Annotated in this window: 9 protein-coding genes and 1 tRNA gene; 7 read left to right on the top strand and 3 right to left on the bottom strand. The window is 70.5% G+C overall.

Annotation, left to right across the window (positions count from 1 at the left end; translation table 11 throughout):
* The first annotated feature begins 54 nt into the window (after positions 1-54).
* From NE358_RS13055 to NE358_RS13040, 4 genes are read left to right on the top strand one after another with little or no spacing between them, the layout of a single operon-like run.
* Positions 55-1,515, top strand: a complete 1,461-nt coding sequence (locus NE358_RS13055; RefSeq protein ID WP_103205961.1) for a flavin monoamine oxidase family protein — start codon at positions 55-57, stop codon at positions 1,513-1,515.
* On the top strand, positions 1,512-2,384 hold the full coding sequence (locus NE358_RS13050) for a universal stress protein (RefSeq protein ID WP_289939172.1): 873 nt from the start codon (positions 1,512-1,514) through the stop codon (positions 2,382-2,384). Before NE358_RS13055 ends, NE358_RS13050 begins: the two co-directional genes overlap by 4 nt.
* Positions 2,381-3,940 carry an APC family permease gene (locus NE358_RS13045; protein WP_103205963.1) on the top strand — a complete coding sequence of 520 codons (1,560 nt, stop codon included), beginning with the start codon at positions 2,381-2,383 and terminating at the stop codon, positions 3,938-3,940. The genes NE358_RS13050 and NE358_RS13045 overlap by 4 nt, the downstream gene beginning before the upstream one ends.
* A 22-nt stretch (positions 3,941-3,962) precedes the next feature.
* Positions 3,963-5,324 (top strand): NAD-dependent succinate-semialdehyde dehydrogenase, encoded by a 1,362-nt coding sequence (locus tag NE358_RS13040; RefSeq protein WP_289939170.1) that lies wholly within the window; start codon positions 3,963-3,965, stop codon positions 5,322-5,324.
* A gap of 60 nt (positions 5,325-5,384) precedes the next feature.
* Here the strand turns inward: NE358_RS13040 and NE358_RS13035 are convergent, their stop codons facing one another.
* Both NE358_RS13035 and NE358_RS13030 read right to left on the bottom strand, forming a co-directional pair.
* Entirely contained in the window at positions 5,385-8,168 is a 2,784-nt protein-coding gene (locus tag NE358_RS13035) for a tetratricopeptide repeat protein (protein ID WP_289939168.1), read from the bottom strand.
* Positions 8,165-9,988 carry an HSP90 family protein gene (locus NE358_RS13030; protein WP_289939166.1) on the bottom strand — a complete coding sequence of 608 codons (1,824 nt, stop codon included), beginning with the start codon at positions 9,986-9,988 and terminating at the stop codon, positions 8,165-8,167. Before NE358_RS13030 ends, NE358_RS13035 begins: the two co-directional genes overlap by 4 nt.
* Before the next feature lie 256 nt (positions 9,989-10,244).
* On the opposite strand from NE358_RS13030, the gene NE358_RS13025 reads away from it, so the two are divergent.
* The 3 genes from NE358_RS13025 (at position 10,245) to nusG (ending at position 11,809) form a co-directional block, all read left to right on the top strand.
* Positions 10,245-10,317: transfer RNA gene (locus NE358_RS13025), tRNA-Trp, on the top strand.
* A 43-nt stretch (positions 10,318-10,360) separates the two neighbouring features.
* Positions 10,361-10,636 carry a preprotein translocase subunit SecE gene (secE, locus tag NE358_RS13020; RefSeq protein ID WP_056230372.1) on the top strand — a complete coding sequence of 92 codons (276 nt, stop codon included), beginning with the start codon at positions 10,361-10,363 and terminating at the stop codon, positions 10,634-10,636.
* A gap of 60 nt (positions 10,637-10,696) precedes the next feature.
* Positions 10,697-11,809 (top strand): transcription termination/antitermination protein NusG, encoded by a 1,113-nt coding sequence (nusG, locus tag NE358_RS13015; protein ID WP_289939162.1) that lies wholly within the window; start codon positions 10,697-10,699, stop codon positions 11,807-11,809.
* A 337-nt stretch (positions 11,810-12,146) separates the two neighbouring features.
* Here the strand turns inward: nusG and NE358_RS13010 are convergent, their stop codons facing one another.
* Positions 12,147-12,893 (bottom strand): PDDEXK family nuclease, encoded by a 747-nt coding sequence (locus NE358_RS13010; protein WP_147301853.1) that lies wholly within the window; start codon positions 12,891-12,893, stop codon positions 12,147-12,149.
* Positions 12,894-12,903: the final 10 nt, after the last annotated feature.

Genomic DNA, 12,903 nt, shown 5'->3' with positions numbered 1-12,903 from the left:
CCGCCGCCGTCGGGGCCATACCTTCGACTCCGCACGACAAGTAAGGACGCTTTCATGGACGAGATCACCCGAGACGTGGTCGTCATCGGAGCCGGCGCCGCCGGCCTCACCGCCGCCAACGACCTGCGCAAGGCCGGTCTCTCGGTCACGGTGCTCGAGGCGCGCGACCGCGTCGGCGGGCGCCTGTGGACCGATGTGATCGACGGAGCGATGCTCGAGCTGGGCGGACAGTGGGTGTCGCCCGACCAGACGGCGCTCATCGACACCGTCGCCGACCTGGGGCTGTCGACCTACAGCCGCTACCGCGAGGGCGACAGCGTCTACGTCGGCCCCGACGGCGAGACGAAGCGCTTCACCGGAGAGATGTTCCCCGTCGCGCCCGAGACCGAGAAGGTCATCGACGAGGTGACCGCGCGCCTCGACGCCATGGTCGCCGAGATCGACCCCGACCGGCCGTGGGCGCACCCGCGGGCCGCCGAGTGGGACAGGATCTCGTGGGACGCCTGGCTGCGCGAGCAGACCGACGACGACGAGGCCGTCCGCAACCTTGCGTTCGCCACGGGCTCGGCGATGCTGACCAAGCCCACGCACACGTTCTCGCTGCTGCAGTCGCTGCACATGGCGGCATCCGCGGGCTCGTACTCGAATCTTGTCGACGCCGACTTCATCCTCGACAAGCGCGTCGCGGGGGGTCTGCAGCAGGTTCCCGAGCTGCTCGCCGAGCGCCTCGGCGACGACGTGCTGCTGAACCAGCCGGTGCGCCGCATCATCTGGGGCGACGCCGTCGCGACGCCCGAGCGCCCCGCCGATTCGGCGACGGGCCAGCGGGTCGACGACTTGCGCGCGCTGACCGCCCGCGTCGAGGCCGCGAAGACCTCCTCGGCGGGGGTCACCGTGATCGCCGACGGCGTCACGGTCCGCGCCCGCTTCGCGATCCTGGCGCTCGCGCCGGTGCTGTACTCGCGCATCTCGTTCGAGCCCCCCCTCCCGCGCCTGCAGCACCAGATGCACCAGCACATCTCGATGGGCTTCGTCATCAAGGTCCACGCCGTGTACGAGACCCCGTTCTGGCGCGAGAAGGGTCTGTCCGGCACCGCCTTCAGCCCCTACGAGCTCGCGCACGAGGCGTACGACAACACCAACCACGGCGACGAGCGCGGGACCCTCGTGGGCTTCGTCTCGGACCACAACGCCGACGACCTGTTCCGCCTCAGCGCCGAGGAGCGCAAGGAGCGCATCCTCGAGTCGCTGTCGCACTACTACGGTCCCGAGGCGAAGAACCCCGTCGTGTACTACGAGAGCGACTGGGGCACCGAGGAGTGGACGCGCGGTGCGTACGCCGCGAGCTTCGACATGGGCGGGCTGCACCGCTACGGGGCCGACCTGCGCGAGCCCGTGGGGGCGATCCACCTCGCGTGCAGCGACATGGCCGGAGCCGGCTTCCAGCACGTCGACGGAGCGATCCGCCAGGGGCGCCGTGCGGCCGAGGAGATCCTCGAGCGGACGCGCGGGTGACCGCCCGTCGCGTGGTGGTCGGCTACACCGCCACCGATGCGGGAGCCGACGCCCTCGCGCTCGGCGCACGGCTGGGTGCCGCTCTCGACGCCCCCGTGCACGCGGTCGTCGTACTGCCCTCGGCCGAGAACAACGTGTCGATCCCGACGGATGCCGGCTACGAGCGCCTCGTGCAGGACACCGCCCGCGGCTGGCTGCGCGAGGCCGTCGCGCCCTACCCCGGTATCCGCGGTCACGTCCGCTTCGCCCAGGCGGTGTCGGACGGACTCGTGGCGGCGGCCGAGGAGTTCGACGCCGGAGTCATCGTCGTCGGCACCGGCGGGGGCGGATCCCGCGGCCGTCATCGCCTCGGCACCACCGCCGAAGAGCTCGTCCACTCCGCGCCCGTCCCCGTCGCGCTCGCCCCCGAGGGAGCGCGCGAGGTCGACCCGGCTGTCGGGCTGCCGCGCGTCACCGCCGCGATCGGCACGCGCCCCGGAGCCGAGGTCCTGCTCGACGCCGCGGCATCCCTCTCCGGTCGGGCGAAAGCGCCCCTGCGGCTCCTCTCGCTCGCGGGCGTGGACCTGCCCGGCCGCGTCGATGCGTCCCTGACGAGATTGGCCGGTCACGCGCACGCCGAGAGCGTGCTCGACGCCGCCCGCACGGCGCTTCCCGCTGAGATCGAGGTCGAGGCCGTCGTCGGTGCGGGCTCCGACATCGAAGACGCCGTCTCGCGCATCGACTGGCAGTCGGGCGAGGTGGCCCTCGTGGGCTCGAGCCGTCTCGCGCAGCCCCGCCGTCTGTTCCTCGGCTCCACCGCGGGGCGCATCCTCCGCGCCCTTCCCGTCCCCATGATCGTGGTGCCGCGCACCTCGGAGGCCTCCTCATGACCAGTTCTCGCAACGAGGCGAGTCCGGCACCGGACAGCGCCGTCACCACCGGCATCTCGAACAAGGGACTGCGGGTCGGCTCGATCGGCATGATCGGCGCCGTCGTCATCGGCATCTCGACGATCGCCCCCGCGTACACGTTGACCGGAGCCCTCGGCCCGACCGTGTCGGCCGTGGGCTTCCAGGTGCCCGCGATCATCCTCGTCGGTTTCATCCCGATGCTCCTCGTCGCCCTCGGCTATCGCGAACTGAACTCGCGAATGCCGGATGCCGGCACCTCCTTCACCTGGGCAGCCCGCGCCTTCGGGCCGTGGGTGGGGTGGATGGCGGGCTGGGGCCTGATCGCCGCCACCGTCATCGTGCTGTCGAACCTGGCCGGTATCGCCGTGGACTTCCTGTTCCTGCTGATCGCGCAGCTCACCGGCAACGCCGAGATCGCCGAGCTCACCCGTGTGGTCCCGATCAACGTGGCCGTCTGCCTGATCTTCATGCTGTTGGCCACGATCGTGTCGTACCGCGACCTGCAGACCACCCAGCGCCTGCAGTACGGCCTGGTCGGTTTCCAGATCCTCGTTCTGCTGATTTTCGCGGGCGCGGCCGTCGTCGAGATGATGAACGGCAACGCCTTCGACGCGAGTCCCGTGCAGGCGTCGTGGTTCAACCCCTTCGAGGTCTCGTCCTTCAGCTCGTTCGCCGCCGGGCTCTCGCTGTCGATCTTCATCTTCTGGGGGTGGGACGTCATCCTCACGATGAACGAGGAGACGAAGGATCCCGACAAGACGCCGGGTCGTGCGGCGACCGTCACCGTGTTCCTGATCGTCGCGCTGTACCTGCTGATCGCCGTCGCGCTGCTCATGTTCGCGGGCAACGGCACGGGGGAGTTGGGCCTGGGCAACGAGGACATCCAGGAGAACGTGTTCTTCCACCTGTCGGGCCCGATTCTGGGACCCCTCGCGTTCCTCGTCTCGCTCGCGGTGCTCACCAGCTCGGCATCCTCGCTGCAGGCGACCTTCGTGGGGCCCGCGCGCACGCTCCTGGCCATGGCCCACTACGACGCTTTGCCGAAGAAATTCGCGAGGGTCAGTCCCCGTTTCTTCACCCCGGGCTACGCCACCGTCGCCTCGGCGATCGTCGCGTCGGCGTTCTACGCCGTCATGCGGGTGCTGAGCGAGAACGTGCTCACCGACACCATCACCGCCCTGGGCGCGATGATCTGCTTCTACTACGGCCTGACCGCCTTCGCGTGCGTCTGGTACTTCCGCAGGCAATGGTTCGATTCGGTGCGCAACGTCTTCCTGACGTTGCTCGCTCCCCTCGTCGGCGGGCTGATCCTCGCGGTGCTGTTCGTGACCACCCTCATCGACAGCGCGAGCCCCGACTACGGCTCGGGTTCCGAGATCGGCGGCGTGGGTCTCGTGTTCGTGATCACCGTGGTGATCATCGTGGTCGGACTCGTTCTCATGATCGCCCAGCGCGTGGCGAGCCCGGGCTTCTTCCGCGGTGAGACCCTGGGTCGAGAAGCCCCCGCCAGCGCCCGCCGCCGCATCACGTCCTGACAACGAAACGAAAAGGAGCACCATGAGCGACTACGCCGTCGTCAATCCCGCGACCGGTGAGACCCTCGCCGAGTACGACACGCTGAGCGACTCCCGAGTCGAAGCGGCGATCGCCTCCGCCCACGACGGATACCGCGTGTGGTCGCGCACCGCCCCGGCCGAGCGCGCCGAGGGCCTGCGCCGCGTCGCCCAGCTGCACCGCGAGCGCCGCGACGACCTCGCCGCGATCATCGTCCGCGAGATGGGCAAGCCCCTCGAGGCGGCGCTCGGCGAGGTGGACTTCGCCGCCGACATCACCGAGTACTACGCCGACAACATCGACAAGATCACCGGCGACAGCCCGCTCGACATCCTGGGCGAGGGTACGGCGGTGATCCGCCGCTCTCCGCTGGGAGTGCTGCTCGGCATCATGCCGTGGAACTTCCCGTACTACCAGGTCGCCCGTTTCGCCGCCCCGAACCTCGCCGTCGGCAACACGATCCTTCTCAAGCACGCGCCCCAGTGCCCCGAATCGGCCGAGGCGTTGCAGGCGATCTACCGCGACGCGGGCCTGCCCGAGGGGGCGTACGTGAACATCCGCGTCACCAACGACCAGGCGGCGACCGTCATCGCCGACCGCCGCGTGCAGGGCGTGTCGGTGACGGGGTCCGAGCGTGCGGGGGCGGCGGTGGCGGAGATCGCCGGTCGCAACCTCAAGAAGGTCGCGCTCGAGCTCGGCGGATCCGACCCGTTCATCCTGCTCTCCACGGAGGATCTGGATGCCGCGGTGCAGTCAGCCGTCGACGCCCGTCTCGACAACAACGGTCAGTCCTGCAACGGCGCCAAGCGCTTCATCGTGATCGACGAGCTCTACGACGCGTTCCTCGAGAAGTTCTCGGCTGCGCTCGGCGAGGCCAAGGTGGGCGACCCGTTCACCGACGACACGGTCCTCGGCCCCCTCTCGTCGCTGGCTGCGGCCGAGCGTCTCGACGAGCAGGTGCAGCGCGCGGTCGCGCAGGGCGCCACGGTCGAGGTCGGCGGCACCCGTGACGGCGCGTTCTACCCGGGCACCGTGCTCACGGGTGTCACGCGCGAGATGGACGCCTACGGCGAGGAGTTCTTCGGCCCGGTCGGCACCGTCTACCGCGTCTCGAGCGAGGACGAGGCCGTCGACCTCGCGAACGACACCGGCTACGGTCTCGGCTCCTACGTCTTCACGACGGATGCCGAGCAGGCTCAGCGCATCGCCGATCGGATCGAGGCCGGCATGGTCTACGTCAACGTCGTGCTCGCCGACTCGCCCGAGCTGCCGTTCGGCGGGGTCAAGCGCAGCGGCACCTCGCGCGAGATGGGCCTGCTGGCGGCCGACGAGTTCGTCAACAAGAAGCTCATCCGTACGGCCTGACCTCACGAACGACGACGGCGGCACCCGGAGGTGCCGCCGTCGTCGTTCGTGAGGACCCCGTCAGCTGCGCAGTGTGCTGCGCACCTCCGCCGCCTCGCCGTGGCGGCCGAGCGCCTCGAGGGCGTCGCCGAGGTCGATGGCGATCGCCTGGCGCAGCTGCTCCTGTCCCTCGGCGTGTTCGTGAGCCGAGCGCAGCACCGCGGCGGCCTCTTCGATGCGTTCCGTATCCCGCAGGATCCGGGCCGCGAGGAGTTCCGACGCTCCCGCCTGCGGCGCGCCCCCGGCGGCGAGGAATCCGTCGGCCGCCTGGAGGGCGTTGGCGACCGCTTCGTCGATGCGACCGGTGCCGCCGAGGATCCGCGCGCGCGTGTCGAGGAGGTCGGCTACGAGCCATCCCGCCTCGTCGGCCCGACCGATCTCGAGCGCCTCGTCCAGCATCGCGAGGGCGTCGTCGTCCCCGCGTTGGGCCTTGGCCTGGGCGAGGGAGTGCAGGGCATCGGCGAGCATGCCGCGATTGTCGGGGTCGGTTCGCGCGGCCGCGACCGCCGTCGTCAACGTCTCGACCGCTTCGTCCTCTTCGCCGAGCCGACCGAGCAGGTGCGCACGGGCCACGAGTGCCGATGCGCGGCGGGCCGGCTCCTCGGCCTCGACGTGCAGGTCGGCCGTGATCTCCCACGCGCGCAGGGCGTTGCCCCATTCCTCGGCGTGCTCGAAGGCTCGAGCGAGCAGCCCCACCGTGATGGCCCGCGACCCCGGTGCCTCGTTCGCCGCCGTCTCCCGTTCGAGTACGTCGTCGATCACCTCGATCGCCTCGTGCGGGGCGCCGGCAGCCAGGAGGGCGCGGCCCAGCCCGTAGAGAAGCCCGGTGGTCGGCTCACCCGTGGCCTCGAGGCGCTGCAGGGCGACCCGGTAGCCGGCGACGGCTCGGTCGTTCTCGCCCGCGCGTTCCGCGAGCTGCGCGCCCAACGACAGGGCGCTCGCGACGGCGTGGTCGTCGACGTCCCAGACCAGGAGCAGTCGCGCGGCCTCGTCGGCATCGTCGGCACCCCTCCGGGGCTCGCCCAGCGCATCCTGGATCGTCGCCCGATCCATCAGCAGTCGCACGCGTCGCCCCGGGGCGACCGTGTCCTCGGACAGCAGCGCGTCGAGCACCTCGAGCGCCCGCTCGGGCTCGTCTGCCGCTCGTCGCACATCCGCCTCGAGATGAGTCAGGGCGTGCGTGCGCTCGATATCGCCCTCCCGCGCGTACAGATCCCGGGCGCGGCGACTCGCGTCGAGGGCATCGTCGAGCCGATTCTCGACGAGGTGGCGGAAGGCGATGACCGTCAGCAGGTGAGCCGTCAAGTCAGCGGGAGCGTCGGGGTGAGCATCGAGTGTCCGGCGAGCGACCTCGTCGTCGACACCGAACAGGGCAGGGCCACGTTCGGCCTCGATGTCGGCACGATCGTCTCGTCCGAGCGCGCGCAGAGCCTCCACGCGCGCCTCGAGCACGGCTGCAGCGTCGCCGTGGCGTGCTTCGGCGACGAGCGCGCGCAGGAGCGCGAAGGTCAGGGTCACGCGATCGGCGGCGTCGGCGTCGTCGAGCACGTCGGCGAGGGCGTCGATCGCGGTCGGGGTGCCGACGGCGGCGAGCACCTGGGCGCGCTCGATGCGTTCGGCGAGGTTCCGCTCACGAGGGGCGGCGGCCGGGGCGGAGAAACCCGACGACGACAGCGGGACGTCGTAGTGCTCTCGCTCGAGCGCTCGCGTGCGCTCCAGTCGGCGTGCGTGCGCGTCGTTGCCGTTGCGTCGATCGAATGCCGCCGCGATCTCGTCGGCCCGTGCCCAGCACAGGGAGGCCAGCTCGGATGCCGCCAGCATCGCCTCGCGCCCACCGAGCAGCGGCGCGAGCTCGGCGGCATCCGATCCCCGTACGGGGGTGTCTCCGTGGCCGGCGCGGGTCACGGCGTCGAGAGCCAGCGCGAAGGCGGCGAAGGCCTCCTGGTGCGCCTCGGCGTTGAGACCGTCGTGGGCCAACCACCGCAGGTGCTTCTCGACGAGGCTCAGGGCGCGTGCCTCGTTGCCGGTCAGCGCGCAGAAGACCACGTTGTCGGCGATGATCGTGAGGTTGTCGGGGTTCTCCCTCGCCAGCCGGTAGCTGCGCAGATGGAACGCGCGGGCCTGATCCAGGCGGCCCGCTCGCAACAGGGGCAGAAGTGCGAGAGCGAGAGCGCGTTCGGGCTCCTCGCCGCACGTGAAGCCGCCCTCGACCATCTCTTCGACGAGGCGGATGGTCTCGTCCTCGCGCCCTGTCTCGGCGAAGAACCCGGCGAACTGGCTGCGGACGCAGGCGTCGCAGTGGCTGTATTCGTCACGCGGTGTCGCCTCGAGGCGTTCGCGGAGAGCAGCGGCCTCGTCGATGCGGCCGGCCGCCCACGCGTCCTCGAATCGCGCCATCATCGCACCGCTCGGCCCGACGCCGGCGCGGTGGTAGTGCTCTTCCATGTCATTGAGAACGGCGTCGATCTGCTCGCTCGAGAACTCGGGCGAGCCGCGCAGGGCACCGGCCATCCACTTGTACTGCCAGAGCAGATCGCCGGCCGGCTCCAGCTCGGCGGGGAAACGTTCGGGATCGGCGTCGTGCTGCGCGAGGCACCACGCGAAAGAGGTCAGCATGAGATCGGTGTCGCCGATCATGTTGGCGCTCGAGGTCTGACGCAGGCGTGCCTCGTACTCGAGGCGCGCGTCACCGCTCTCTTGCGCGCGGGCCACGGCCTCGGCCACGAGGGCGCGCTCCCGGGGACCCCATGGCGTCCGGTCGATCTCGTCGAACAGAGCGCGGATGCTCTCGGCGGCGGCGGTCATTCGGGTCCTTTCGTGAGGGGGTCGGGGGAAGAGGCTGCGAGCTCGATCAGATCGGCGAGGGCCGACGACATCAGCGCCCGGTCTCCCCCTCCGAGGGGATGGTGACCGGCGAGCAGCGCCTGCACGTAGAGCACCTGCACGCCCGCGGCGAAAGCCCGCCCCTCGGGGGCATGCGCGAGGCGTTGCACGGTCGGGTTCGTCCAGTTCACGCACAGACGCGAGGCGGGCCTGTCGTGTGCCTGGTCGAGCGGCCGCGCACCGGCGCGCTCGGCACGATCCAGCACTCCGGCCCAGAGCGATCCTCCCGCGCTGCGCGCGCGCCCGCGGTCGAGTGCGCGCAGCACGTCGGGGTCGGCGACGAAGAGGGCGGGCGTCTCCGCGCGCTCGAAAGCGCGTGCCACCACCTCGACGGCGCCCAGGGCATCACGAGCGCGTTCCTCGAAGGCGAGGGCGAGCGCGCGCTGATCCCATGGAGGCGGGTCGAGACGGTCGATCTCGTCGACGACGTCGACGGCTTCGACGCGCACGTCGGGCATGACCTCGGGAAGCATCCGGATGAGTTCGTCGTCGTAGAGATAGCCGCCGTTGACGAGGATCGAGCCGGCCGGGGAGACACTCGCGACCTGTCGGAACGCCTCGACGGACTCGGCGAACCGGACGGGGGAGGAGCGCCCGACGAGGTCGTCGATGCGGAGGCGTCCGACGTTCGTCTCGACCGACAGCCAGGGCACGATGAACCGCGCCAGCTCGTCGTCGTGGCGGACCAGCGACTTCAGCGCGACCTCGTGCACGCTCACGACCTGCGCCAGGCGGAGGGGATCGCTGAGCGCGAGGTCGAGAATCCACCGGCGGATGGCATCCCCCAGCTCCGTCCGGGTCTGCTCGAGCGCGTCGTCCGCCACGAGCGCCTCGCGGCTCGCCGTCGGGTGCAGTCCCGCCGAGTCGACCACCGCTCGGACGAAGAACGCCCAGTCCGGGAGGAGATCCTCGGCGCGTTCGGTGAGCAGCATGCGCTGCAGGTACACCCGCGTGCTCTGACGAGCGGTGGATGCCGGGGCGAACGGCAGCACGAAGGCCAGGCCGCGTGTCTGAGTGGCGGGGACGGCGAGCGGGATGATCGCGAGCGGTTCCGCGCCCAGCAGTTCGCGCCCGTACGCCGCCTGTTCCTCGCGGTCATCGCCGAGGAACGGGGGAGCGGCGGTGATGGTCGTCTCGCCGCCGGCGGGGAGGTCGACGCTCACCGAGATCGGGAGGAAACGCCCGAAGGTCTCGGCCAGCTCGATGACGGTAGCGGTGCTCAACAGCGCGCGGCTGTCGCCGCGCGGGCGCAGGTGCACGCTCGTCCCCACCGGGGTGTCGTCGGGGGCGGCGCCGACCTCGAAGGTCCCGTCCGTGCGCCCCCTCCACTGCACGGGCGTGGAGCCACGGGCGCTGCGGGAGCGGATGACGATGTCGTCGCACACCATGAAGCACGAGAGCATGCCGATGCCGAACTGCCCGAGGAAGTCGGAGCGCGGCAGATCGAACACATCGCGCTTGGAGCTGCGGCCCACCGTCCCGAGCAGATCCGCCACGTCGTCGAGTGTCAGGCCCACCCCGTCGTCGCGGAGGACGAACTCATCGGATGACGCGCTGATCGGGGTGATCCGGACGCGACCGCCGCCGCCGTCGACCTCTCGACGCGCGGCGATCGCGTCGACGGCGTTCTGCAGGAGCTCGCGCAGGAACACGCGGGGACCGGAGTAGATGTGGCGGCTCAACAGGTCGATGACGCCGCGCAGATCGACCTGGAAGTGCTGGGCGGGCGCGTGCGAACTCATCGGGATGCTCCTGAACTCTCACCGGTCGCCGATGAGTCGGGGGCCAAGGTGGCGACCGTTTCCCAGCCTATCCACGAGCGCTCGCCGTGAGACTGCCGGGGGGCTCCGTTCGTCGGCGGTCCGCCCGATGCCGTACACTTGCAGTGCAGTCGAAATCTGCATTCTTTCGCCGTGCCCCCGGGCGCGTGGCATCCCTCCCCCGGGAGATTCCAGGCGGAAGCGCGTGGATTTCGCATCCTGGATCCCTCGGGATCTTAGGGCGGTAGCTCAATTGGCAGAGCAGCGGTCTCCAAAACCGCAGGTTGCAGGTTCGATTCCTGTCCGCCCTGCGCACAGCGCACGCTGGCACAGACAACAGACCTAGGTGGTTCGATGACGCAGGACGAGGCGAAGGGTGAGATCGTCGCCGAGCGCGGCGCGCCCCGCGAGAAGAAGCTCAACTTCTTCGCGCGGATCGCCCTGTTCATTCGTCAGGTCTTCGCAGAACTGCGCAAGGTCGTCACGCCGACGCGGCAGGAGCTGATCAAGTTCACCGCCGTCGTCCTCGGGTTCGTCGTCGTCATGATGGCGATCGTCTACGGCCTCGACGTGCTGTTCGTGTGGATCACCACCGCCGTCTTCGGCGTCCCCGGTACCGCCGGCGCCTGACCGGCGTCTGGACGGACGCGCGGCGCCGAGAGCGGCCGCCTCTGAACGGAAGAGATCACAGTGTCTGAAAGATATGTCGACGACGCCGACTGGGCGACGGCCGCCGAGCAGTCCAGCGAGGACGACGAAGCCCAGGAGGGCAACGTGCTCGAGTCCCAGGAGCGCGCCTCCGACTCGGCCGAGCACGCCGCGGTCCACATCGTCGACGACGAGACCGACACCGACGACGCCGATCTCGGCGACATCGACATCACCGACCCGGAGGCGGACGCGATCGTGAACGACGCTCTCGAGATCGACGAGACCAGCGAGGCCGAGGCCGCCGCCGAGGTCCTCAACGACTCCCTCGCGGAGGAGCAGGCGGAAGAGGCTGCCGAGGCCGCCGACGAGGTCACCCCCTACGACGGTCCCGACGTCAACGGCGAGCCCGACGCTCCCGTGCTCGACGAGGACTTCGTCGACGAGGTCGCCGCCGCCTCGAGCGAGATCGACGAAGCCGAGGCTGCCGAGTCGCCCGCCGATGTCGACGGCACCGGGTCCGACGAAGACGCCGACCCGTACGAGGCGTTCCGCACCGAGCTGCGCTCGCTCCCCGGCAAGTGGTTCGTCATCCACTCCTACGCCGGCTTCGAGCGCAAGGTGAAGGCCAACATCGAGCAGCGCAAGTCGACGCTCGAGGTCGAGGACGACATCTACCAGGTCGAGGTCCCCATGGAGGACGTCGTCGAGATCAAGAACGGCCAGCGCAAGATGGTCAACCGCGTGCGCATCCCCGGCTACGTGCTGGTGCGCATGGACCTCAACGAAGACACTTGGTCGGTCGTTCGCCACACCCCCGGTGTCACCGGCTTCGTGGGCAACGCCCACAACCCGACCCCGCTGCGCTTCGAAGAAGCCTTCAACATGCTGAAGAGCCTCGTCGAGGTCAAGGAGGCCGCCCCCGTCAAGGGTGCCGCCGCCAAGGGCTCGGCCACCACGGCCCGTGTCATCCCCGCCGAGGTCGACTTCGAGACCGGCGAGACGATCACCATCAAGGAAGGCTCGTTCGCGGGTCTGCCCGGCACGATCAGCGAGATCAAGCCCGAGAGCGGCAAGCTCACGGTGCTCGTGTCGCTCTTCGAGCGCGAGACCCCGGTCGAGCTGTCGTTCGACCAGGTCACCAAGATGATCTGACGCTCCCGCGTCTTCGCGAACGCCTCGCTCGGCTCCGGCCGGCGGGGCGTTCGCCGTTCCCGCCCCGAACGCCGTGCCCCGCCCCGCGCGGCCCCGCCCCGCGCGGCCCCGCCCCGCGCCGCCCCGCGCCCGCGCCGCGCCGCGCCGCCCCGCGCCCGCGCCGCCCCGCCCCGCGCGGCCCCGCCCCGCGCCGCCCCGCGCCCGCGCCGCGCCCGCGCCGCCCCCGCGCCGCGCCCGGGGCGTTCGCCGTTCCCGCCCCGAACCCAGGCATAAACGCGATCCACTCGTATAAACGCGATGTCCACGTGTTTCTGCGCGTGAATGGCGTTTATGCGTGTCACATCGAGCGGGTGTTCCTCCCGACGGAGACCAGGGCGGCCCCCTCGGAGCGACGCACGGGCTGCAGCCCGGCGGAGAGGAGGGCGCCACGCAGCGCCTCGACGCGGAGAGCTCCCGCGTAGTCCCACCGGGCGACGTGCCACCCCTGCCGTCGAAGAGCGTCCTCACGGCGCTTCTCGGCCCGGACGGCCTCGGCCGCTGCGGCGGCATCCGTGTCGCTGTACTTCATCCACCCGTCGACCTCGCCGATGATCTTCCGCTCAGGCCAGCAGAAGTCCGACCGGTAGATGCGTCCGTCGACGCCGTGCTCCGTCTGGAGCGCGGGGGTGGGGAACCCGCACCACTCGATGACCGCTCGACTGACCGACTCTGCCGGTGACTCCGCCAGCGGCGTCGCGCGCGACAGCGCCCACAGCGCGCGTCGCGCCCCGAACGTGGTCTGCTGCGCGGCGGCGAGATCGAGCAATCGCGGGGTGTCGAGGCCGAAAGACCGGGCCGCGGCATCGGCGACGGCGAGCCCGAATGCGGGAGGCAGCACCCGGGCGAGGTCGATCACGACGTCCTCGATGGCGCTCACGCGGATGCCGGCGATCGAGCAGTTCGTTCTCTCGTCGGCGCTCGTGTGAACGGTGACGTCGCCGTACGTCACCGATCTCGACCGGCGTCCGTCGAAGATGTGGATCGCTCGCGGGTGCCCGAAGACGGGGAGTCCCAGCAGCGAGGCGGCGGACTCGTGTGAGAACACGGCATCCTGT

Source organism: Sphingomonas sp. G5, assembly GCF_052660795.1.
Note: the sequence above shows the minus strand (reverse complement) of the source record. Positions and strands in the feature narration are given on the sequence as shown.

Bases quoted from the DNA above. Each gene is read 5' to 3' on its own strand.
- NE358_RS13055 (WP_103205961.1), top strand. From the start codon at position 55: ATGGACGAGATCACCCGAGACGTGGTCGTCATCGGAGCCGGCGCCGCC.
- NE358_RS13045 (WP_103205963.1), top strand. From the start codon at position 2,381: ATGACCAGTTCTCGCAACGAGGCGAGTCCGGCACCGGACAGCGCCGTC.
- NE358_RS13040 (WP_289939170.1), top strand. From the start codon at position 3,963: ATGAGCGACTACGCCGTCGTCAATCCCGCGACCGGTGAGACCCTCGCC.
- NE358_RS13035 (WP_289939168.1), bottom strand. From the start codon at position 8,168: ATGACCGCCGCCGCCGAGAGCATCCGCGCTCTGTTCGACGAGATCGAC.
- NE358_RS13030 (WP_289939166.1), bottom strand. From the start codon at position 9,988: ATGAGTTCGCACGCGCCCGCCCAGCACTTCCAGGTCGATCTGCGCGGC.
- secE (WP_056230372.1), top strand. From the start codon at position 10,361: ATGACGCAGGACGAGGCGAAGGGTGAGATCGTCGCCGAGCGCGGCGCG.